This is a genomic window from Sphingomonas nostoxanthinifaciens (assembly GCF_019930585.1).
In the GTDB taxonomy this organism is placed as follows: Bacteria; Pseudomonadota; Alphaproteobacteria; order Sphingomonadales; family Sphingomonadaceae; genus Sphingomonas_I; species Sphingomonas_I nostoxanthinifaciens.
Genome location: NZ_CP082839.1, coordinates 1,665,511 through 1,685,240, shown reverse-complemented (window position 1 = coordinate 1,685,240; position 19,730 = coordinate 1,665,511). Strand labels below are relative to the sequence as shown.

Below are 19,730 nucleotides of genomic sequence, written 5' to 3'. Positions count from 1 at the left end.
TCCGAGCGAAAAAGAGTGAGATCAGGCGGCGATGGCGGCTGGCGTGGCGGCGAGATCGACCAGCCGGTCGAGCGACACCACGGTGATCATGCGATCCTCGACCGTGACGATCCCCTCCAGGAACGAGGCACCGCCGTCGCCGATGTCGGGCAACGGCTGGATCTCGTCGGGATTGATCGCGACGATGTCGTTGACCGCGTCGACGATCAGGCCCTGCAGCTGCTCCGCCGCGCGCACGACGATGATGACGTGGCGGCTGGTCGGATCGGTCGCGCCCCAGCCGATGCGGTGGCGCAGGTCGAGCACCGGCAGCACCACGCCGCGCAGATTGACGACGCCGCGCACGTAGGGCGGCACGTTCGGCAGCGGCGTCGCCGGCGACCATGCACGGATCTCGCGAATCGCCATGATATCGATGCCGAGCACCTGCTCGCCGAGTTGGAAGGTAATCAGTTGACGGTGCATGGGTCCGCCCTCCTGGCCGGGATCAGTGCAGCACGCGGCGAATGGCCGCCGCGAGCTTTTCGGGATTGAACGGCTTGACGATCCAGCCGGTTGCGCCAGCCGCCCGCGCGCGCTGCTTCTTCTCGTCCGAACTTTCGGTGGTCAGCACCAGGATCGGCATCGACTGCAGGTGCGTGCGTCCGCGCAGCGCCTCGATCAGCCCGAAACCGTCCATGCGCGGCATGTTGATGTCGGTGATGAGCAGGTCGGGCATTTCGCGCTCGAACTTCTCGAGCGCGGCCTGCCCGTCCTCGGCCTCCGACACGGTATAGCCAAGGTCGGTCAGCGCGGCACGCAGCAGCATGCGCATGCTGGGTGAATCATCGACCATCATGATCGTCTTGTTTATGTCCGTGCTCAAGGTCTGCCCCCAATGATCTGAAATGGATAAGCCAAGAAGTTGAACAGTCGGTAAGCGTCCTCAGAAGAACTCGACATCGCCGTCATCCTGCGGTGCGGGTGGCCGCACCACCTCCTGCGGCGGCGGCACGTGCGTATCGGTGACGCTGCGCGAGCGGGAGAGGCCCAGCCCGGCGCGGAACTCGACGCGGCGCGCGCAAAAGCCGCCGACATCCTCCGCCACCAGCATGATATTCTCGTCGCGCAGGAATTGGCGTGCGAACCGCGCATTGCTGCCGCCGATGTCGCGGAAGGTGCGATGCATGGTGGCACCGCCATAGAGGCGCGCGCGCAGGCGATGCCGTTGCGCGCCCTTCGCCAGCATCGCGTTGATCAGCACTTCCATCGCGTAGACGCCGTAGCGTTGCATGCTGCGCGCGTCGGGCTCCATGCCGCCCGGTTCGGCCAGCAGAAAATGATTGATCCCGCCGACCTTCGCTTCCGGATCGAAGAGGCATGCAGCGATGCAGCTGCCCAGAACGGTGGTGAACACCACCTGCGGGTCGCCGGTAACGCGGCTTTCGCCCTGGATCACATTGATGCGACGGAACTGATCCCTCGGCGCCGGAGCGTTCATGCCTGGCACTCCTGGAGCAAACGAGGTCCGATCGCTCGAAGCGGCAATTGAGTCGTCACCGCACCCGCCGCGAAGGCAGCCTGCGGCATGCCGTAGACGACGCAGCTCTGCTCGTCCTGGCCGATGGTGAAGGCGCCCGCGTCGCGCATCGCCTTCATGCCGACGGCGCCGTCGCGACCCATGCCGGTCAGGATCGCGCCGACCGCCGAACCGCCCATCGCCTTGGCGACCGAATGGAACAGCCGGTCGACCGACGGCCGATGCCCGCTGGTGAGTTCGTCCACCACCAGCCGGCACCGCGGCGCCGAGCCGCCCTGCACCTCAAGATGCGCCTCGCCGCCCGGGGCAAGGTAGACGTGCCCCGGCGTCAACGGCGCGCCGGAACGCGCCTCCTGAACGGTGGCGGCGCACAATCGATCGAGCCGCGCGGCAAAGCTCTTGGTGAAGAGCGCGGGCATATGCTGCGTGATCACCGTCGGCGGGCAATTGGCCGGCCAGCAGGCGAGCAATTGCACCAGTGCCTCGACCCCGCCGGTCGACGAGCCGATCGCGATCAGCGCGTCGGGGCGCGGCGTATAATCCTCGACCGCGCGCGCCACCGAGGTCGTCCTCGGCTGGACGCGAATGCCGGCGGCCTGCTTGACCAGCGACACCAGCCGGCCGCCATCCGCCAGTGCGGCCGAAGCGAGACTGCCCGAAGGCTTGGCATAGCAATCGAACGCGCCGATCTCCAGCGCGCGCACCGTCGCGTCGGCTCCACGCTCGGTGAGGGTCGATACCATCACCACCGGCATCGGCCGAAGGCGCATGATCTTGTCGAGAAAGTCGAGCCCGTTCATGCCCGGCATCTCGACATCGAGAGTGATGACGTCGGGCGAGAGATCCTTGATCTTCTGGCGCGCCGCCGCCGGGCAATCGGCGGTGCCCACCACCTCGATATCCGGATCGGCATCGAGCAGGCGCGCGATCATGACGCGCATCGTCGGCGAGTCATCGACTACCATCGCACGCACGGTCATGGCGCCACCTTCCGGTACATAGTGTGGCCGACGGGTGTCAGCATCTTCTCCGCAGCGCCCAGCAGCCGCTCCGAATGACCGATGTAGAGGAAGCCGCCGGGGGCAAGCGCCGCCGCCAGCCGCTCCTGCAGCCGCGCCTTCGTGGGATCGTCGAAATAGATCATCACGTTGCGACAGAAGATCGCGTCGAACCGGCCGCGGATCGGCCAGTCGCCGAGCAGGTTGAGCTGGCGGAAGGCGATCAAGGCGCGCAGGTCCGGATCGATCTCGCCCGTATCGCCGCGGCGCTGCACCCAGGTCGAGCGCAAGTCGCCCGGTACGCTGGCGAGCGTGTCGACCGGATAACGGCCCTCGCGCGCGATCTTCAGCACGTCCAGCGACAGATCGGTCGCGAGGATGCGCAGGTCGCGGCGCAGCAGGCTGGCGGCGACGTCGCGCCGCGCGCCCATGGCGACCATCGCCAGCGTATAGGGCTCCTCGCCACTGGAACAGGCTGCAGACCACAAACGGACCTTGCCACCGTCGTTCAGCCGCGCCGCCAGCGGCGGCCACGTCTCGCGCACGAAATGATCGAAATGATGATCTTCGCGGAAGAATTTGGTGTGGTTGGTGGTCAGGCCATAGACCGCCGCCGCCCGTTCCTCACTGTCGGTCTCGATCAGTTTGCGATAGGCAGCGAAACTGGCGCAGCCGCTAGCTCGCAGCCGCTTGGCCCAACGCGAATAGACGAGCTGGGCCTTGCCCTCGCCCAGGACGATGCCGGCCTCGCGATAGATGAATTCGCTGATCCAGCGAAAATCGTCGGGCGAAAAGGCGAACTCGCGCCCGGGAGCGCGTTCGACTGCAAGCGCACTCATGCCGCGAGCGCCTCGGGTGCGCGCCCCTCCTGCCGCCAACGCGATACCAAGGTATCGACGTCGAGGATCAGCGCCACGCGCCCGTCGCCGAGGATGGTCGCGCCGGCAAGGCCGGGCACCGCGCAATAATTGGCCTCAAGGCTCTTCACGACGACCTGGCGCTGGTCCTGGATCGCGTCGACCATCAGGACGGCCTGGCCTGCATCGGATTCGACCACGATCAGCACCGCCTCGCTCGGCTTGTGGCCGGAGCCGTTGACGCCGAGCTGGCGACCCACATTCTGGATCGGCACGTAGCTTCCGCGCACGTTGATGAGCGAGGCCGTACCGATCTGGCGGACCTCCGTCTCAGCCGGACGCAGGCTTTCGACGATGTGCGCAAGCGGAACGACGAAGGTTTCGTCACCCACGCGCACGATCATGCCGTCGAGCACCGCGAGCGTCAGCGGCAGGCTGAGGCTGAAGGTGGAGCCCTGGCCGGGTGTCGAGACGATGCCGATGCGGCCACCGAGCGCCTGCACATTCTTGCGCACGACGTCCATGCCGACGCCGCGGCCGGAAATGTTGGACACCTGCTCGGCGGTCGAGAAGCCGGGAGCGAAGATCAGATTGTCGATCTCCTCGGTCGTCAGCACCGCGTCGGCGGGGATGATGCCGCGCTCGATCGCCTTGGAGCGCACGCGCTCGCGATTGATGCCGCGCCCGTCGTCGGTGATCGAGATGACGATCCGGCCCGAGCGATGCTCGGCCGACAGACACACCACGCCCTCGGCGGGCTTGCCCACCGCCTCGCGCTCCGCTGGCGTCTCGATGCCATGATCGACCGCATTGCGGATCAGGTGGGTCAGCGGCTCGCCGATGCGCTCGACGACCGTCTTGTCGATCTCGGTCATCTCGCCTTCCATCTCGAGGCGGACGCGCTTGCCGGTATGCGCTTCCAGCTCGCGGATGATGCGCGGCACGCGGCTGAACACGGTCTTCACCGGCTGCGCGCGGATCGACATCGCGCTGTCCTGCAGCTCGCGCGTCAGATGATCGAGATCGGTGAGCTCGGTCACGTTGGACATGCCGTGGACCGACAGGCGCTGCGCCAGCATCGCCTGCGTGATGACGAGCTCGCCCACCAGATTGACCAGCCGGTCGAGCTTGTCGAGATCGACGCGGATCGTCTGGTTGGCGGCCGCTGCGGCACCGCGCGCGGGACCATCGCCGGCCGGAGCCGATGCCTCGATCGGTTCGGGCGCAGCGACGACCGCCGCTGCCGCCGGCACGACAGCGAGAGCTGGCGGCTCTGGAGCCGCCACTGCCGCCACCGATGAAGGCGCCTCTGGCGGCTGGGTATCGATGACGGGGGCCCAGTCCGCCTCCGCAGTCGAAATCGGCTCGATCGCGGCAGCGGGCGCCTGGGCAACGATCAGGTCGACGGCGCAACTGCCGCCGATGAAGTCGAAGATGCCGCGAATCTCGTCCTCGGCGACCGTCTCGGGCAGCGTGATCGTCCAGGCGAGGCACGGCTGGGTGGGGTCGAGCGCGTCGAGCAAGGGCAGCGCGTCGAGGTCACCCTCCGCGACGGTGCCGCCCAGGCGCTGAAGCTCGCGCAGCAGCAGCAACGGCTCGCCGCCATGGTCGAACGCGCCGGCGCCGGGACGATACTTCACCCACCAGCAGCGCGTGGGTGCGGCATCGCCGCCATCGAGCATGCCGAAGATGTCGTCAAAATCGTCCGGCGCCTCCGCCGGAGCGGTCGGCTCGACCGTTGCCGCCGAAGCCTCGGCCGCGGGTGCCTCGACGGCAGCGCCGCCCTCCCCCGCCTTCGCCAGCATGACGAGAACATGGGCATCGGCCGGAACCGCACCATCGCCGCGCGCCGCCGCGATATGATCGGTCAAGACGTCGAACGCCGCCAGCAGCGTGTCGAGCAAGGCCGGCGTCAGCGCCACCTCGTCATTGCGCAGCTTGTCGAGCAGCGTCTCGTAATGATGGGTGAAGCCCTGCAGCGCGTCGTGGCCGAAGGCGCCTGCCCCGCCCTTGATCGAGTGCACGCCGCGGAAGATCGTGTTGATCGTTTCCCGATCATAGTCGCCGCTGCGGCAGAGCCCGAAGCTGCTCTCGATCGCCAGCAATGCCTCTTCGCATTCCTGAAAGAAGATCTGCTGGATCTCGTCGAGGTCCATTCGCTCGTTCCCTTGATCAGGCGGCCGCCAGCAGGCGATCGAAGCCCACGAGCGTGCACATTTCGGAGAGCGCGTGGCTTGGGCCGCGCACGACAAACGTCAGCCCGCGCGCCTCGGCCGTGCGGCAGGCGCTCGCCAGCACCTGCAGGCAGGCTTGGCCGAGCATTTCGACCGCGCTGCCATCGAGCGCGATCGGCTCGCCGGCAGCAATGCGCGCGGACAAGACTGTAGCCAGTGCGGGGGCAGCTGCCGTATCCAGGCGCGCGGGTAGCGGGTGCGGAGTCATCGCGACCTTCTCTCCGTCATTATTGGTTAAAAATTCGACCAGTCGTCGTCCGCAATCGCAACCGCTGCATTGCCACGCGCGGGCTTGGCCGGCCGACGGATTGCCTGATCGGCCCGCTGTTGCAGTGCGTGGACCGGCGAGCGCGCGACTGCGGCAGAGGCCCCGTCGCCGAGATTGAAGCGCGCCACCTGGCGGGTGAACTCGGCCGCCTCGCCCGCAAGGCTGCGCGCCGCGGCGGTGGCCTGCTCGACCATCGCTGCATTCTGCTGGGTGACGCTGTCCATCTCGCCCACCGCGGTGTTGACCTCGTGCAGCCCGGTCGACTGCTGTTGCGCGGCCCCGGCGATTTCCGACACCAGCTGACTGATGTCGCCCACGCGCACGATAATGCGCTCGAGCGATCGGCCCGTCTCGCTGACGAGCTGGACGCCGGTGTTCACCTGGTCGCTACTCGACAGGACGCGGGCCTTCACGTCCTTCGCCGCGTCGGCGGAGCGCTGTGCCAGCGCACGTACCTCCGAGGCGACCACGGCGAAGCCCCGTCCCGCATCGCCCGCGCGCGCCGCCTCGACGCCTGCATTCAGCGCGAGCAGGTTGGTCTGGAAGGCGATACCGTCGATGACGCTGATGATCTCGGAAATCTCGTTCGATCCGCGCTCGATCCCGCTCATCGCCTCGATCGCGCGACGCACCACCTGACCGCCTTGTTCGGCATCGGCGCGCGCTTCGCCGACCAGCGCGTTGGCGCGGTCCGCGCCTTCCGCGGTCTGGCGCACGGCGGCAGTGAGCTGGTCGATCGCCGCAGCGGTCTCCTCAAGACTGGCAGCCTGCTGTTCGGTACGATGCGACAGGTCGTCCGACGCCTGCCGGATCTCGCCGGCACCGGTGTTGATGCCGCCCGCGCCCTCGGCGATGGAGCGCATCGTCGCCTGCAGCGTGCCGACCGCGTGGTTGAAATTCTCCTTCAGCTTCGCGAACGGTCCGGTCAGATCGGCGTCGATGCGGGTCGTCAGATTGCCGTCGGCAAGTTGGCCGAGCCCGGTGCCGACGCTCGACACCAGCATGTCGGTCTGGCGCTGCTTCGAGCGCTCGGCTTCGGCCAGCTGATCGCGGAACATCGCCATCGCCTTGGCGAGATCGCCGACCTCGTCGGCGCGCGGATCGACCGGAACCTCGGCGCTCATATTGCCCGCGGCCAGCTCACCCATCGCCTTGGTCATGCCGACCAGCGGCTTGGCGATGGCGCGGATCAGCAGGACGAGGATGCCGGCGATCAGGCCGAACGCCACCGCCAGCGCCGCCATCGCCACCTTGAGCGTGTTCTTATAGACTTCGTTGGCATCGGTGCCGGCGCCCTTCGCCAGGCCGACCTCGAACTCGGACAGCTTCGCCATCTCGGTCTGCAGATCATCGAAGCGCGCGTCCGCGCTACGTAGTTCCGCCAGCGCTTCATCGTTCTTGGCGTCGCGGGACAGCTGCCGAACCTGAATGGCTTTCGCTTCATAATCGCGCCACGCCGCCTGGCCGGCGGACAGGTGCGCGCGCGCGGCCGGCACGGCGATGATCGCGTCGAGCGTTTTGAGGTGATCGTGGATGACCGCGCCCAGCTGCTGCAGGCGTTCTTCCAGCATCGCCCGTCGGGCCGGCTCCGGCGAAAGGATGTGGGCGCGTTGGAACGTGCCGTAATTCGCCACCGCGATGCCCAGTTCGTCCGCCAGGACGACCTTGGGCAAACGATTGGAAATCACCGTGTCGCTTAAGGTGTTCATCCGCGACATATCGAACATCAACATGCCGGCAAGCGCCGCCAGAACGATTGCCACTCCGCCGAAGCAGACAAGCAGCTTCGTCGCGATCCGCATATTCTTCATGAAGTCCCCCCGAACGATCGGTAAGAGCGCGCTCAGTCCAATGGACGAGCCCACCCTGTCGCCCGACGACCTCAACGAGGTCATACAAGGGACGTCTATGCCAACCGGATACTAAAAAAGACTGAGCGAACTGCAGATTTTACATAGTTTTATGCCGGGTCCAACCGGCCGCGTCGCGTCTAACGATGCGGCCGCGCATCCGCCGCGCAGGGCTGACGCTCGACCTGGATGGTCGCGTGCCCGATCGCGAAACGCCGTTCCAGCAGGTCGGCGACGGCGAGCCGGACATCCTCGCCATCGGCGTCGTCCTCGACCGCGATATGAACCGAACCGTTAATGTCGCTGGTCGACATCGACCAGACATGCAGATCGTGCACGTCGCGAACGCCCGGCTCATCGCCGATCGCCCGGCGGATATCGGCGAGATCGATGCCGCGCGGCGTGCCTTCGAGCAGGATGTTGACCGTATCGCGCAACAGCGACCATGTGCGCGGCAGAATCCAGAGCGAGAGCCCGATCGCGACGATCGGATCGATCCAGGTCGCGCCCGTCAGCCGGATCGCCAGCGCCGCGATAATGACGCCAAGTGCCCCGACCGCATCGGCCCACACCTCCAGATAGGCGCCCCTCACCGCCATGCTCTCGCCGCGGCCAGCCATCAGGACGCGCATCGAAATAAGATTGGCGACCAGCGCGATGCCGGCCACGATCATCATCCCGGTTGCGGCGACGGGCTCGGGCTCACGAAAGCGGCCGATCGCCTCGACGAGCACGTAAGCGGCGGCGGCGAACAGCAGCAGGGCGTTGAACGCCGCGGCGAGGATCTCGAGCCGCTTGTAGCCGAAGCTGCGCTTGTCGTCGGGCGCCTTCTCGCCGATCCGGACCGCGAGAAGCGCGATCGCCAGCGCGGCGACGTCGGTCATCATGTGCGCCGCGTCGGAGAGCAGGGCGAGGCTGTTGAAGGCGAAGGCTCCGACCAACTCGACCGCCAGCACGCTGCCGCTCAGGCCAAGCGCGATCAACAGCGAGCGCGCGGTCGCGCCGGACGTGTGATCATGATGGCCTGATCCATGATCGTGACCGTGGCCATGATGATGGTGGTGGTCATGATCGTGATGATCGTGGTGATGGCTGTGCACGGCGTTGGTCATTGTCGGTGTCCGGGCGGCACGCGCCGCAGGGGTCGCTTACCGAAGATGGCCGCGCTTTTGAACGCCGGATCCGATATTTGCCATGACTATACGGTAGATAAGCAGCCACCGTGGCCGGATGGACGCGGCGGGCGCCTGAGCGCCGCCTCAAGGCATCGACCGATACGCCTGAAAAGAAAGGCCCCCGGCGCGAAGGGGAAGAGCGCCGGGGGCCTAGATCGCCCGAAGTTTGAGCGGGATGCTCTTACTTGAGCAGGCTCAGGACGGACTGCTTGCTCTGGTTGGCCTGCGCCAGCATGGCGTTCGCCGCCTGGCTCAGGATCTGCGCCTTGGCGAGGTTGGTCGTCTCGGCCGAGAAATCGGCGTCCTCGATCCGCGACTTCGCGTCGGTCAGGTTGTTGGAGGTGGTCGTCAGGTTGTTGACGGTCACCTGCAGGCGGTTCTCGACCGCACCCAGCGTGCCGCGCTGCGACGACACCTTGTCGAGCGCCTTGTCGATGATCGACAGCGAGTTGCTCGCGGCGTTCTGGGTCGAGATGTCGAGCGTCTGCTGGATCTTGTCCGAACCACCCTGATCGTTGAAGCCGATGCCCGAAGCACCGGTGCCGTCGACCCGCACCGCGCCGCCGTTCGTCGACGACAGCGAGATCTTGCCGGTGGCATCAGCCGTCGCCTGCACGCCGGTCTGCGCCGAGTAGCTGTTGAGCTTCAACGCGATCGCGGCTGCCGTATCGGCGGCCGAGGCCGAGGCCGGCACGCCCGTGGCGCCCGAGACATCGACACCATTGATGGTGATGTTGCTCAGCGTCACGGCCGTTGCCGAACCGGTGACCGCCGCGCCGGTGAAGGACACGCCGTTGGACGCGTTCAGCTTGGCGTTGCTCAGGCCGCTGGTCGTACCGCCGACCGTGGTATAGCCATCGGTGTTGCTGGTCATCGTGACGTAGCCGGAGACCGACGACGCCGAGGTGACGACGTTGGTGGAGTCCGAGCCGGTCAGATCGATGTTCGCGCCATCCTGGTTGGCGAGGGTGATCGTGTTGTCGCTGTTCAGCGTCGCGGTCACACCACCATAGGTGCTGCTGTTGTTGTTGATGTTGTTGACGAGGTCGGTCGCGGAGGCCGCGGCGGCGACGCCCTTGCCGTTGATCGTCAGGGCCGAAGCGGCGACGGCGCCGGTGATCGCCTTGGTCGTGACCGTGTTGACGGCGGTCGCGGTGATCCCGGTGGCGGAGCTGTTCGCGTTGAGGGCAGCAGCCAGATCCTTGGCGCTGGCGACGACCGTCGAGGCGGCGAGTGCGTTGACGCCGTTGATGGTCAGGTCGCTTGCGGCATAGGTGCCGGCGGTGACGCGGCCGGTCGAGACGCCATTGGCGCCGGTCAGGCCGAGTGCGCTGGTCTTCACCGACTGCGTGCTGATCGAGACGGTGTCGCCCGCGGTGACGCCGGTCTGCAGCGTCAGCGTCTTGTTGGAGCCGTCCAGCAGCTTGATGCCGTTGAAATCGGTGTTCTTGGCGATGTCGTTGATCTGCGAGACCAGCTGGCTGGTCTCGTTCTGCAGGCTGCTACGGTCGCTGTCGCTGAGCGTGCCGTTGGCCGACTGAACCGCCAGCTCCTTCATGCGCTGCAGCATGCTGGTCACCTGGCCCAGCGCGCCTTCGGCGGTCTGCGCGAGGCTGACGCCGTCGTTGGCGTTGCGGATGGCGACTGCCAGACCGTTGACCGTGCTGGTCATGCGGCTGGAGATGGCGAGGCCGGCGGCGTCGTCCTTCGCCGAGTTGATGCGCTTGCCGGTCGACAGGCGCTGCATGGCCGTCTGCATGTCCGACGAAGCCGCGTTCGAACCGTTCTGGGCGATCAGCGCCGAGATATTGGTGTTGATGACAGTCACGAGGTGTTCCTTTCCCGCTCAAATCAGGCAGCCCGGACACCGTCCTGTTCCCGCCTCGTCAGGGATAACGGCAGACGGGAGCCCGGCTTTAACCAGGAAAAATCACGGCTGCCGAAACGGACCAATTTTACCGTCGGGCCAAGGGGCTGGCCTACGCGTGCCCTCGCGTAGCCCCCGCATACGGGGGCGATGCGCGCGCGTTCCATTAATACTTTTTAAGTTAATGGCCGGGTAAGAACGTCCTCGACGAAGGGCGAATGGAGACGTGGCGATGGGTCAGGTTGGCATCAGCGAGAAGGCGGCAGCAGCCAATCCCGCGCTTGCCGCCTGGCTGGCCGGCGTCGGCCTGCCCACCATCCGCATCGCCGCCGAGACCCCCGCCCCGCGCGACCTGATCCGCATCATCGACGAGAGCGAGCGCGCGCATGCCCGCCACACCGACATCCTGCTCGCGCTGCGCGACGGTGCGCCGAGCCTGGTGCGCGCTGCGAAGGGCCAGCCGGCCGCGATCGCCTTCGGCTTCTCCGACATGGCATTCGGCCACGCGCTGATCGCCGAACTGATCCGCCCTGCAAGCCGCCCCGCCTGCGGCGAGCCGGAGAGCGCGGGCTTCCTCACGCTGGCCGGTCGCATCGCCAAGGCGGACGCGACCGTGCTGGTGCTGGGCGAGACCGGCACCGGCAAGGAAGGCCTCGCCCGCTTCATCCACGCCGCCAGCAGCCGCGCCGGCGGCCCGTTCGTCGCGGTCAATTGCGCCGCGCTGCCCGAGACGATGCTGGAAGCGATGCTGTTCGGCCACCAGAAGGGCGCGTTCACCGGCGCCGCCGGTTCGGGCGAGGGCCTGTTCCGCGCAGCCGACGGCGGCACGCTCCTGCTGGACGAGATCGCCGAGCTGCCGCTCGCGCTCCAGTCGAAGCTGCTGCGCGCCATCCAGGAACGCGAGGTTCTGCCGATCGGCGCGACCAAGCCCGTGCCGATCAACGTCCGCATCGTCGCTGCGGCCAACCGCGATCTGGCGACCGAAGTCGCCGAAGGCCGGTTCCGCGCCGATCTCTACTGGCGGCTCAACGTGATGCCGCTGATGCTCAAGCCGCTCGCCGAGCGTCGGCTGGACGTGCGTGCGATCACCGCGACGCTGATGCTGCGCCATCTCGGCGCGGACGAGAGCTTCCCCTGGCCGACCGGCGCCGCGATCGACCGGCTGATGAGCCACGGCTGGCCCGGCAACGTGCGCGAGCTGGAGAATGTGCTTCAGCGCGCGCTGCTGCTTCGCGCCGGCGACCGGATCGACGCCGAGGACATCACGCTCGAAGCCGGCACGCTCGCCGCGGCGCAAAGCGTGCGTTACGCCCCCACCCCTGCTCAGCCGGCGGCCGTTAGCCCGCTGCGCCTGTCCGACGCCGCGCGCTCGTCAGAGATGCGCGCGATCGAGGAGGCGCTGGAGGCAACCGGCGGCCATCGTCTGCGCGCCGCCCAGCGGCTCGGCATCAGCGAGCGCACGTTGCGCTATCGCCTCGCCGACATGCGCGCGGCGGCTTGAGGAAGCCTGAGCCATGACCTCGATCACCCCCGCCAGCCTGCTGCAGATGCGCACCGCCATCCTGCAGCAGAACAGCGCGCTGCAGAAGGCCGCGCAGGACGCCGCCCAGCCGATCGCCGGCGTGGCGGGCACCGCGGGCGCGGGCGATGCAAGCTTCACCGGCGCGATGAAGAACGCGCTGCAGTCGGTCAATTCGCTGCAGTCGAATGCCGAGACCCAAACGAAGGCCTACGAAACCGGCCAGACGACCGACATCGCCGCGGTGATGTTGTCGCGCGAGCAGGCCTCGGTCGGCTTCCAGGCGACCCTGCAAGTCCGCAACAAACTCCTGTCCGCCTACAAGGACATCATGAGCATGCCGGTCTGATATGAGCGACACGACCCTCCCCGTCCCCGTGGCCGCTACGGCCGGCGCCACCCCCAATGCGATGCTGGAGCGCGTGAGGGGCTTCGCCCGCCAGCCGGCGGTGGCGAAGAGCCTGCCGTTCGTCGGCATCGCCGGCGCGATCTTGATCGCGCTGCTCGCGTGGACGTCCTTCGCCAAGGGGCCGCAGCGCGACCTGTTCGCCGGCCTGTCGGACCAAGACAAGGCTTCGGTCGCCGACACGCTCAAGTCGTCGGGCGTCGCCTACACGCTCGACCGCGACAGCGGCACGCTGACGGTCAACGAAAACGACTATTACCGCGCCAAGATGGTGCTGGCCCAGGCCGGGCTGCCCAAGAGCGCGCCCGACGGCGACGCGATGATCTCGTCGCTGCCGATGGGCGCGTCGCGTGCGGTCGAGGGCGAGCGGCTGCGCGGTGCGCGCGAACTCGACCTCGCCCGCACGATCGAGCAGATCGATGCCGTCGCCGCCGCCAAGGTCCACCTCGCCGCCGAGCAGCCGAGCGTGTTCGTGCGCGATCAGGCACCGGCCTCGGCATCGGTGATGCTCACGCTGCGCCAGGGCCGGGCGCTGTCCGACGGACAGGTTTCCGCGATCGTCAATCTCGTCGGCTCGTCGGTGCCGGGCCTTTCGCCCGACAACGTCTCCGTCGTCGATCAGGCCGGCCATCTGCTCAGCCGCAAGGGCGGCGACAGCACCACCGATCGCCAGATCGATCTGCAGTCGCAGACCGAGCAGCGCTACATGGACGCGATCGCCAAGCTGCTGACCCCGCTGGTCGGCGCCGACGGCTTCACCACCGAGGTCCATGCCGATCTCGACTTCGCCGAGACCCAGGCGACCCGCGAGAGCTTCCCGAAGGACTCGGGCGTGGTCGCTGCGGAAAAGGGCGGTTGGGAGAATAACGGCGCGAACGGCAATCCCGCCCCCGGCGGCATCCCCGGCGCCATCGCCAACTCCCCGCCGACCGCCGCGCAGGTTTCGACCATGCCGAACCAGACGACCACCCCGGCCGTCCCCGGCGCGACCGCTCCTGCCACCGCTCAGGCCGGCACAACCGCCGCGGCGGCCCAGGGCAAGACCAGCGAGCAATATGACCGCACCTTCCAGCTCGGCCACGAAGTATCGGTGACCAAGAACCCGGTCGGCTCGCTCAAGCGCCTGTCGGTCGCGGTCGCACTGAAGCAGGGCGCGAAGCCGCGCGGCGTCGCCGAGATGCAGCAGATCGAGCAGTTGCTGAAGGGCGCGGTCGGCTTCGACCAGCAGCGCGGCGACCAGTTCGCGCTTTCCTCGCGCGCCTTCGCCGATGCCGCACCCGAGCTGAAGGCGAAATGGTACGAGGCGTCGTGGACGCCGGTCGCGGCGCGCAACGGCACGGCGCTCATCATCGCCTCGCTCGCCTTTTTCGGCATCGCCCGGCCGCTGCTGACGCGCAAGGCGAAGGCCGATGCTTCGGCCGCAGCGGCGCCCGCCGCGATCGAGAATGCGCCGGCCAAGGCGTTCCTCGGCAACCAGATCGCCGCGGCACTGGCTGACGAGGCGGTCAACAATCCCGAAAAGCGCGTCACGCTCGACATGATCGAGGCCGCGCCCGGCTATGCCGACCGCGCCGCCCTGATCCGCAACTTCGTGCGCCAGGATCCCGACCGTGCCGCTCTGGTGGTGCGCGACCTGATCCGCGCCGACATGCCGGGCGGAGCCGAATAGAATGGCCGAGGCCGATCCTGAAATCGTCGCCGGCGAAAGCGCCTCCGAGCCGCTTGGCAGCGAGGCCGCCGCGATCCTGCTGATGCTCCTGGGCGAGGACGAGGCGGCGCAGCTCCTCGGCCGGCTGGACCCGCAGGAAGTACAGCATCTGGGCGGCGCGATGTTCAACGTCGCCGACGTGTCGGAAGTCCAGGTCAACAAGGTGCTCGACCAGTTCGTCGATCGCGCCAAGAAGCGCACGACGCTGGGCTTCAGTTCGGATCGCCAGATCCGCGGCATGATGGAAAAGGCACTCGGCAGCGAGCGCGCCGAAAACATGCTCCAGCGCATCACCCCGCCGGCGCGCGCCGCCAACCTCGACGCGCTCAAGTGGATGGACACGCGCACCATCGCCGCTTTGGTCGAGCATGAGCATCCGCAGATCATCGCGCTGGTGCTCGCCCATCTCGATCCGGCGGTCGCGGCCGACGTGCTGCAGCTCCTGCCCGAAGAGATCCAGGCCGACCTGATCCAGCGCGTCGCGACGATGGGCCCGGTCACCGCCGAGGCGCTGGAGGATCTGGAGGCACTGCTGATGCGCCCGATCGCACCCGCCAAATCGGGCGGCGCCACGCGGCGCGGCGGGACCGGCGAAGCGGCGCAGATCGTCAACAACACGCGCAAGACGGCCGAGCAGCGCATCATCAAGGCGCTGCAGAAGCTCGACAAGAACCTCGCCCGTTCGATCGAGGACGAGATGTTCGTGTTCGACAACCTGATGGCGCTCGACGACAAGAGCATGGGCACGCTGATGCGCTCGGTCGACAGCGAGATCCTGGTCGTGGCGCTGAAGGGCGTCGACGAGCGGATGACGACCAAGATCTACGGCTGCATGTCCAGCCGAGCGGCGCAGTCGATCCAGGACGCGATCATCGAGAAGGGCCCGATGCGCCTCGCCGAGGTGCAGGAGGCGCAGAAGGAAGTCCTCTCCATCGCCCGCCGCTTGGCGGCCGAAGGCACGATCAACCTCGGCGGCAAGGGCGACGATTATGTTTGAGCCGAACCATGAAGCGTTCAGCACGGCCGAGCGCGTACCGGCGTGGACCCGCCCGTCCGAGCGCCGCTTCACCGCGGCGCCGGCGAGCACTATCGGCGGTTTCTCGGCCTGGACCTCGCCGCGCGGCCCCGAGCCGGAACCTGCGCCGGTCGAGGAGATCGTGCCGGTTGCAGAAGCCGAGACGCTGATCGCGCAAGGATTTGCCCAGGGGCTGGAAGAAGGCCGCCGCATCGCCGAAGCCGAGCTGGACGAAGATCGTCGCGCGCTCGCACACCTCGCCCAATCGCTCGACGTGTTGCAGCCCGAGCCACCGGCAGCGCTCGCCGCATTGCTGGCGGAGACGGTGCGCCGCTTGGTCGCGCAGGTGGTCGGCGAAGTCGAGATCTGCGCCGCCACGCTCGAAGCGCGCACGACTGCCATTGCCGCGCTGATCGTCGAGGAAACCGGCCCGTCGCGGCTGCGCCTCAACCCGGACGATGCGGCGCAGCTCGCAGGCGCGCAGCTCGACGTCGCGATCATCGCCGATCCGGCGCTGGCGCGCGGCGCGATCCTGCTGGAGACGGGCGCGGGCTGGGTCGAGGACGGCCCCGCCGTACGGCTCGACAAATTGCGTACCGCGCTCGACCGCATGGGCGCCCCGCGTTGAGCCTGATCGCGGATCGCGCTGCCGCGATGCTCGAGGAAATCACGATCGGCGGCGCGGGTCCGCGTCGGATCGGTCGCCTCGCGTCCTACGACGGGCTGATGCTGGAGGCGACGGGCTTTCGCGAGCCCGTCGGCTCGAACGCGCGCGTGATCGACGCCGACGGGCATGCGGCGCTGGCCGAGGTAGTCGGCTTCCGTGGCGATCGCACCCTCTTGATGGCGCTCGACGCCGATGCCCCCCATGCGTGCGGCGCGCGGGTCGAGCCCGACCGGCGCGGCACCACCGTCGATGTGGGCGAAGCACTGCTCGGCCGCGTGGTCGACGCGCTGGGCAATCCGATCGACGGCCAGGGCCCGATCGCCACGCGCGCGCGCTGGCCCCTCGCCGGCCGCCGCTCCAACCCGCTCGACCGCGACCGGGTGACCGAACCGTTCGACTTCGGCGTGCGCGCGATCAACGCGCTGCTGACCGCGGGCGTCGGCCAGCGCATCGCCATCGCCGCCGGCTCGGGCGTCGGCAAGTCGGTGCTGATGGGGCAGATGCTGCAGGGCGCCAAGGCCGACGTGATCGTTGTCGGCCTGGTCGGCGAGCGCAGCCGCGAAGTCTCCGATTTTCTCGCCACCAAGCTCGACGGCGTGCGCCACAAGACCGCCGTGGTCGCGGTGCCGGCGGATCACCCGCCGATCCTGCGCCTGCGCGCGGCGATGCGTGCCACCGCGATCGCCGAATATTTTCGCGATCAGGGCAAACGCGTGCTGCTGCTGATCGACTCGCTCACCCGCGTCGCGCACGCCCAGCGTGAGATCGGCCTTTCGCTCGGCGAGCCGCCGACGATGAAGGGCTATCCCCCCTCCGCGCTCGGCCTGATCCCGCGCCTGTGCGAACGCGCCGGCGTCGACGTGCGCACCGGCGGCTCGATCACCGCGCTCTACACCGTGCTGGCCGACGGCGACGACAATTCCGACCCGATCGTCGACACCGCACGCGCGATCGTCGACGGGCACATCATTCTCTCGCGCGCACTCGCCGAGCAGGGCGTGTTCCCCGCGATCGACGTGGGTAAATCGCTCAGCCGCGTGATGACCGACATCGTCTCGCCCGAACACGCCGTCGCCGCGCGCACGCTGCGCCGCCTGTGGTCGACCTACGAAGAGAATCGCGATCTCATCCTGATGGGCGCCTACAAGGAAGGCAGCGATCCGATGACCGATGCCGCGATCGCCCATCATCCGCTGATCCTGGAATTTTTGCGCCAGGATCAGAAGGAATTGTTCGACCTTAACGCCTCGATAACTGTGTTGGTCGATAACTTCGGGGCATGAAAGCCCTTGCCGATCGCCGCGCCCGCATTGCCCGTGTCCGTCAGGTCCAGCACCTGCACGCGGTAAGTGCGGCGGCGCAGGCGGAAGGCAAGGTCGTCCAGCTCGAGGGCAATGCCGAACGGTTGCGCGGCCTGCGCGACAGCCTGTCTGCCACGGCCGGACCGATCAGCGCGGCTTCGCTGGCAAGTTCCGCCGAACTCGGCTCCCGGCTCGACCAGGTGCGCAGCGGCCTGAGCGACTCGATCGTCAGCGCGCGCCTCATCGCCGCCGCCAAGGCCGGCGAGCGGCGCGACGCCCATATCGCGCGCGAAAGCGCCGAACGGCTGGAGGGTCGCGCGGTGGCGCAGCTCCAGCAGATGATCGAGGATCGCATGCTGGCAGGACTGCGCCCGCGCAACGATAAAGGATCGCGCCGTGGCTGAACTCGCCCTCGCACTCGGCGCGTCGAGCGCGATCAAGACCGGTAAGGTCGAGAAGGCCGGGAAGACCGACCCGACCGCCGGGACGACCACATTTCCGACCGATGGCAGCGCCGCCAACCCCTTCGCCGACCTGATGGCCAAGGCCGCCCCGCCCCAGCCGGATCGCACGGCCGCCACCAACCCCACCCTCATGCCCGCAATTGCCGCCGGCAAGACGAAGACGACCGAAGACGGCGCGTCGAACGACGACGATGCCACCAAGGCGTCGGAGTCGCAGGATCCGCTCGGCGATGCGATCAGCGCGGGCCTGTCGGCGATCCTCGCGCTGGCGCCGACTGTCGCCAGTCAGGCGGCGGGCGCCGCGTCGGTCGCGACGGCCAAGCCGCAGGCGAAGCTGTCGACCGCCTCCACCAGCATGATGGCGATGGCCCGCGCGGCAGTGACCCCATCGGCCATCGGCCAGTCGACGCTCCCGACCGCCGCCACGCCCGGCCAGCCATCCGGAACCGCCGACACGACCACACCGGCAGCCGATCCGGCGAGTACGCCGGCGGGGCCGCTGGGCGACCTGATCCGGACGATGCAGAATGCGGGCAATATGGCATCCGCCGCGGCGCCGACCGTTTCGCCATCGACCGCGCTGCCTATTCCTGTTCCCATGCAGAAACCCGGCGCCGCCACCAACGTCGCCCTGCCCTCGCCCGGCTCCGCACTGGCATCCGCTCCGACCGATACGACCATCCAGGCCCGCTCCGACGACGCGCCCAAGGCCATCGTGGTGCCGCTCGCAGCGCCTTCGACCGGAACGCCCTCGGCGCCGACCGCCGCCATGGCAACGTCGACCGCCGCGACGACCGTCCCGGCCCAGACCGACAGTGCTGCCGCGACGGTGCCGACGCCTTCGCCGGTAACGGCTACAAATGCGGCTCCGGCAGCGGCGACCGTCGCTGTGACTCCACCCTCCGACACCTCGGCTGCATTGCAGCCGTCAGCAGACGGAACGGGGGCGCCCACCGCACCGACCGCCGCGGGACAGACACCTGCCCAGGCCCCCGCCGCCGACACCGGCGCAGCATCGGTCGCTCCTCCATCCCCACCCAGCGACCTGACGGGGATTGCAGGGATCGCGTCCGCCGCGACATCGCCCGCGACCGGCACCGCCGCTCCAAGTCCCGTTGCCGCCAAGGGTCCGCAGCCGGCGCGCGTCGATCAGCGAACCGCCTCGCCCGCCGCAATCCGCGACGCCGGCTCCGGCACGCCTGCCGCCGCCCCGAACCGCGCCGACGCGCGCTCTGCGAACGATCGCTCCAAGGATCGTGACGACCGGGCCGGTACGCAGCGCGACACGTCGGGCGGCACTGCAGCCGCGCCGGTCGCCGCAGCTGCAGCCACCGGCACCGATCGCCGAACCGATATCGCCGCCTCCAACGCCAATGGCACGCCGAGCGTCGCCGACGTGGCGCTGCAGCAGCAGCTCAACGTCGCGCACGATGGCCAGTGGCTCGACCAGCTGACCAAGGACATCGTGGGCAGCGCCGGCACCGGCAAGGATCTCAATTTCAAGCTCTCGCCCGCCCATCTCGGCGCGCTCGCGGTGACGATCTCGCAAGGGTCTGACGGCGCGGCGGTGCGGATGACGACCGACAGCGCCGATACACGCAACCTGCTGGTCGACGCGCAGCCAAAATTGGTCGCCGAGGCGCGCGCGCAGGGCCTGAAGATCAGCGAGACACATGTCGATCTCAACCGCCCACAGCAGCAGCAGAGCGGTTCGTCCAACTCCTCCTGGAATGGCAGCGGCGGCGCCTCGCCCCAGCAGCAGCAAGCGAGCGGACAGCAGCGCCAGCCCTTACCGGATCGTCAACCATTTTCCCGTAACACCGGCACAGCCGACAACGAGACCGGATCGACCAGCGATTCGGACGCGCTTTACGCTTGATGG

At 68.2% G+C, this 19,730-nt stretch carries 18 protein-coding genes; 8 read left to right on the top strand and 10 right to left on the bottom strand.

What is annotated here, in order from left to right; translation table 11 throughout:
* Window positions 1-21 precede the first annotated feature (21 nt).
* From K8P63_RS08100 to K8P63_RS08055, 10 genes are all read right to left on the bottom strand, one after another.
* Window positions 22-465: a chemotaxis protein CheW gene (locus K8P63_RS08100; protein ID WP_223799301.1), complete on the bottom strand. Its 444-nt coding sequence runs from the start codon at window positions 463-465 to the stop codon at window positions 22-24.
* Between the two features lie 22 nt (window positions 466-487).
* A complete protein-coding gene (locus K8P63_RS08095) occupies window positions 488-853 on the bottom strand; it encodes a response regulator (protein ID WP_223799777.1) in 366 nt (121 codons plus the stop codon).
* Between the two features lie 72 nt (window positions 854-925).
* Entirely contained in the window at window positions 926-1,480 is a 555-nt protein-coding gene (locus K8P63_RS08090; RefSeq protein WP_223799300.1) for a chemotaxis protein CheD, read from the bottom strand.
* Window positions 1,477-2,499 (bottom strand): protein-glutamate methylesterase/protein-glutamine glutaminase, encoded by a 1,023-nt coding sequence (locus K8P63_RS08085; RefSeq protein ID WP_223799299.1) that lies wholly within the window; start codon window positions 2,497-2,499, stop codon window positions 1,477-1,479. The genes K8P63_RS08090 and K8P63_RS08085 overlap by 4 nt, the downstream gene beginning before the upstream one ends.
* The gene (locus tag K8P63_RS08080; protein ID WP_223799298.1) at window positions 2,496-3,356 is read right to left on the bottom strand and encodes a CheR family methyltransferase; all 861 of its coding nucleotides are present in this window, start codon (window positions 3,354-3,356) and stop codon (window positions 2,496-2,498) included. Before K8P63_RS08080 ends, K8P63_RS08085 begins: the two co-directional genes overlap by 4 nt.
* Window positions 3,353-5,530, bottom strand: a complete 2,178-nt coding sequence (locus tag K8P63_RS08075) for a chemotaxis protein CheA (RefSeq protein ID WP_223799297.1) — start codon at window positions 5,528-5,530, stop codon at window positions 3,353-3,355. The genes K8P63_RS08080 and K8P63_RS08075 overlap by 4 nt, the downstream gene beginning before the upstream one ends.
* Window positions 5,531-5,546: 16 nt before the next feature.
* Window positions 5,547-5,753, bottom strand: a complete 207-nt coding sequence (locus tag K8P63_RS08070; protein WP_263282704.1) for an STAS domain-containing protein — start codon at window positions 5,751-5,753, stop codon at window positions 5,547-5,549.
* 89 nt (window positions 5,754-5,842) lie between these two features.
* Entirely contained in the window at window positions 5,843-7,687 is a 1,845-nt protein-coding gene (locus K8P63_RS08065; RefSeq protein ID WP_223799295.1) for a methyl-accepting chemotaxis protein, read from the bottom strand.
* Between the two features lie 179 nt (window positions 7,688-7,866).
* Window positions 7,867-8,838 carry a cation diffusion facilitator family transporter gene (locus tag K8P63_RS08060; protein WP_223799294.1) on the bottom strand — a complete coding sequence of 324 codons (972 nt, stop codon included), beginning with the start codon at window positions 8,836-8,838 and terminating at the stop codon, window positions 7,867-7,869.
* 244 nt (window positions 8,839-9,082) lie between these two features.
* Complete coding sequence (locus tag K8P63_RS08055; protein WP_223799293.1) at window positions 9,083-10,729, bottom strand: flagellin N-terminal helical domain-containing protein; 1,647 nt, start codon at window positions 10,727-10,729, stop codon at window positions 9,083-9,085.
* A gap of 271 nt (window positions 10,730-11,000) precedes the next feature.
* Between K8P63_RS08055 and K8P63_RS08050 the strand changes: the two genes are divergently transcribed.
* The 8 genes from K8P63_RS08050 to K8P63_RS08015 are packed head-to-tail and all read left to right on the top strand — an operon-like array spanning window position 11,001 to window position 19,727.
* Window positions 11,001-12,269, top strand: a complete 1,269-nt coding sequence (locus K8P63_RS08050) for a sigma-54 interaction domain-containing protein (protein WP_223799292.1) — start codon at window positions 11,001-11,003, stop codon at window positions 12,267-12,269.
* A 13-nt stretch (window positions 12,270-12,282) separates the two neighbouring features.
* Entirely contained in the window at window positions 12,283-12,636 is a 354-nt protein-coding gene (fliE, locus tag K8P63_RS08045; RefSeq protein ID WP_223799291.1) for a flagellar hook-basal body complex protein FliE, read from the top strand.
* A gap of 1 nt (window position 12,637) precedes the next feature.
* Window positions 12,638-14,362, top strand: a complete 1,725-nt coding sequence (gene fliF, locus K8P63_RS08040; protein ID WP_223799290.1) for a flagellar basal-body MS-ring/collar protein FliF — start codon at window positions 12,638-12,640, stop codon at window positions 14,360-14,362.
* A gap of 1 nt (window position 14,363) precedes the next feature.
* Window positions 14,364-15,398 (top strand): flagellar motor switch protein FliG, encoded by a 1,035-nt coding sequence (fliG, locus tag K8P63_RS08035; protein WP_223799289.1) that lies wholly within the window; start codon window positions 14,364-14,366, stop codon window positions 15,396-15,398.
* Entirely contained in the window at window positions 15,391-16,044 is a 654-nt protein-coding gene (locus K8P63_RS08030; protein WP_223799288.1) for a FliH/SctL family protein, read from the top strand. The genes fliG and K8P63_RS08030 overlap by 8 nt, the downstream gene beginning before the upstream one ends.
* A gap of 26 nt (window positions 16,045-16,070) precedes the next feature.
* Window positions 16,071-17,366, top strand: coding sequence for a FliI/YscN family ATPase (locus K8P63_RS08025; RefSeq protein ID WP_223799776.1), 1,296 nt, complete (start codon window positions 16,071-16,073; stop codon window positions 17,364-17,366).
* Window positions 17,363-17,788 (top strand): hypothetical protein, encoded by a 426-nt coding sequence (locus K8P63_RS08020; protein ID WP_223799287.1) that lies wholly within the window; start codon window positions 17,363-17,365, stop codon window positions 17,786-17,788. The genes K8P63_RS08025 and K8P63_RS08020 overlap by 4 nt, the downstream gene beginning before the upstream one ends.
* Window positions 17,781-19,727, top strand: a complete 1,947-nt coding sequence (locus K8P63_RS08015) for a flagellar hook-length control protein FliK (RefSeq protein ID WP_223799286.1) — start codon at window positions 17,781-17,783, stop codon at window positions 19,725-19,727. Before K8P63_RS08020 ends, K8P63_RS08015 begins: the two co-directional genes overlap by 8 nt.
* The last annotated feature ends 3 nt before the right edge of the window (window positions 19,728-19,730 follow it).

Excerpts from the sequence above, each read along its gene's own strand:
- K8P63_RS08100 (WP_223799301.1), bottom strand. The coding sequence starts at position 465 with ATGCACCGTCAACTGATTACCTTCCAACTCGGCGAGCAGGTGCTCGGC.
- K8P63_RS08090 (WP_223799300.1), bottom strand. The coding sequence starts at position 1,480 with ATGAACGCTCCGGCGCCGAGGGATCAGTTCCGTCGCATCAATGTGATC.
- K8P63_RS08085 (WP_223799299.1), bottom strand. The coding sequence starts at position 2,499 with ATGACCGTGCGTGCGATGGTAGTCGATGACTCGCCGACGATGCGCGTC.
- K8P63_RS08080 (WP_223799298.1), bottom strand. The coding sequence starts at position 3,356 with ATGAGTGCGCTTGCAGTCGAACGCGCTCCCGGGCGCGAGTTCGCCTTT.
- K8P63_RS08075 (WP_223799297.1), bottom strand. The coding sequence starts at position 5,530 with ATGGACCTCGACGAGATCCAGCAGATCTTCTTTCAGGAATGCGAAGAG.
- K8P63_RS08065 (WP_223799295.1), bottom strand. The coding sequence starts at position 7,687 with ATGAAGAATATGCGGATCGCGACGAAGCTGCTTGTCTGCTTCGGCGGA.
- K8P63_RS08060 (WP_223799294.1), bottom strand. The coding sequence starts at position 8,838 with ATGACCAACGCCGTGCACAGCCATCACCACGATCATCACGATCATGAC.
- K8P63_RS08050 (WP_223799292.1), top strand. The coding sequence starts at position 11,001 with ATGGGTCAGGTTGGCATCAGCGAGAAGGCGGCAGCAGCCAATCCCGCG.
- fliE (WP_223799291.1), top strand. The coding sequence starts at position 12,283 with ATGACCTCGATCACCCCCGCCAGCCTGCTGCAGATGCGCACCGCCATC.
- fliF (WP_223799290.1), top strand. The coding sequence starts at position 12,638 with ATGAGCGACACGACCCTCCCCGTCCCCGTGGCCGCTACGGCCGGCGCC.
- fliG (WP_223799289.1), top strand. The coding sequence starts at position 14,364 with ATGGCCGAGGCCGATCCTGAAATCGTCGCCGGCGAAAGCGCCTCCGAG.
- K8P63_RS08030 (WP_223799288.1), top strand. The coding sequence starts at position 15,391 with ATGTTTGAGCCGAACCATGAAGCGTTCAGCACGGCCGAGCGCGTACCG.
- K8P63_RS08025 (WP_223799776.1), top strand. The coding sequence starts at position 16,071 with ATGCTCGAGGAAATCACGATCGGCGGCGCGGGTCCGCGTCGGATCGGT.
- K8P63_RS08020 (WP_223799287.1), top strand. The coding sequence starts at position 17,363 with ATGAAAGCCCTTGCCGATCGCCGCGCCCGCATTGCCCGTGTCCGTCAG.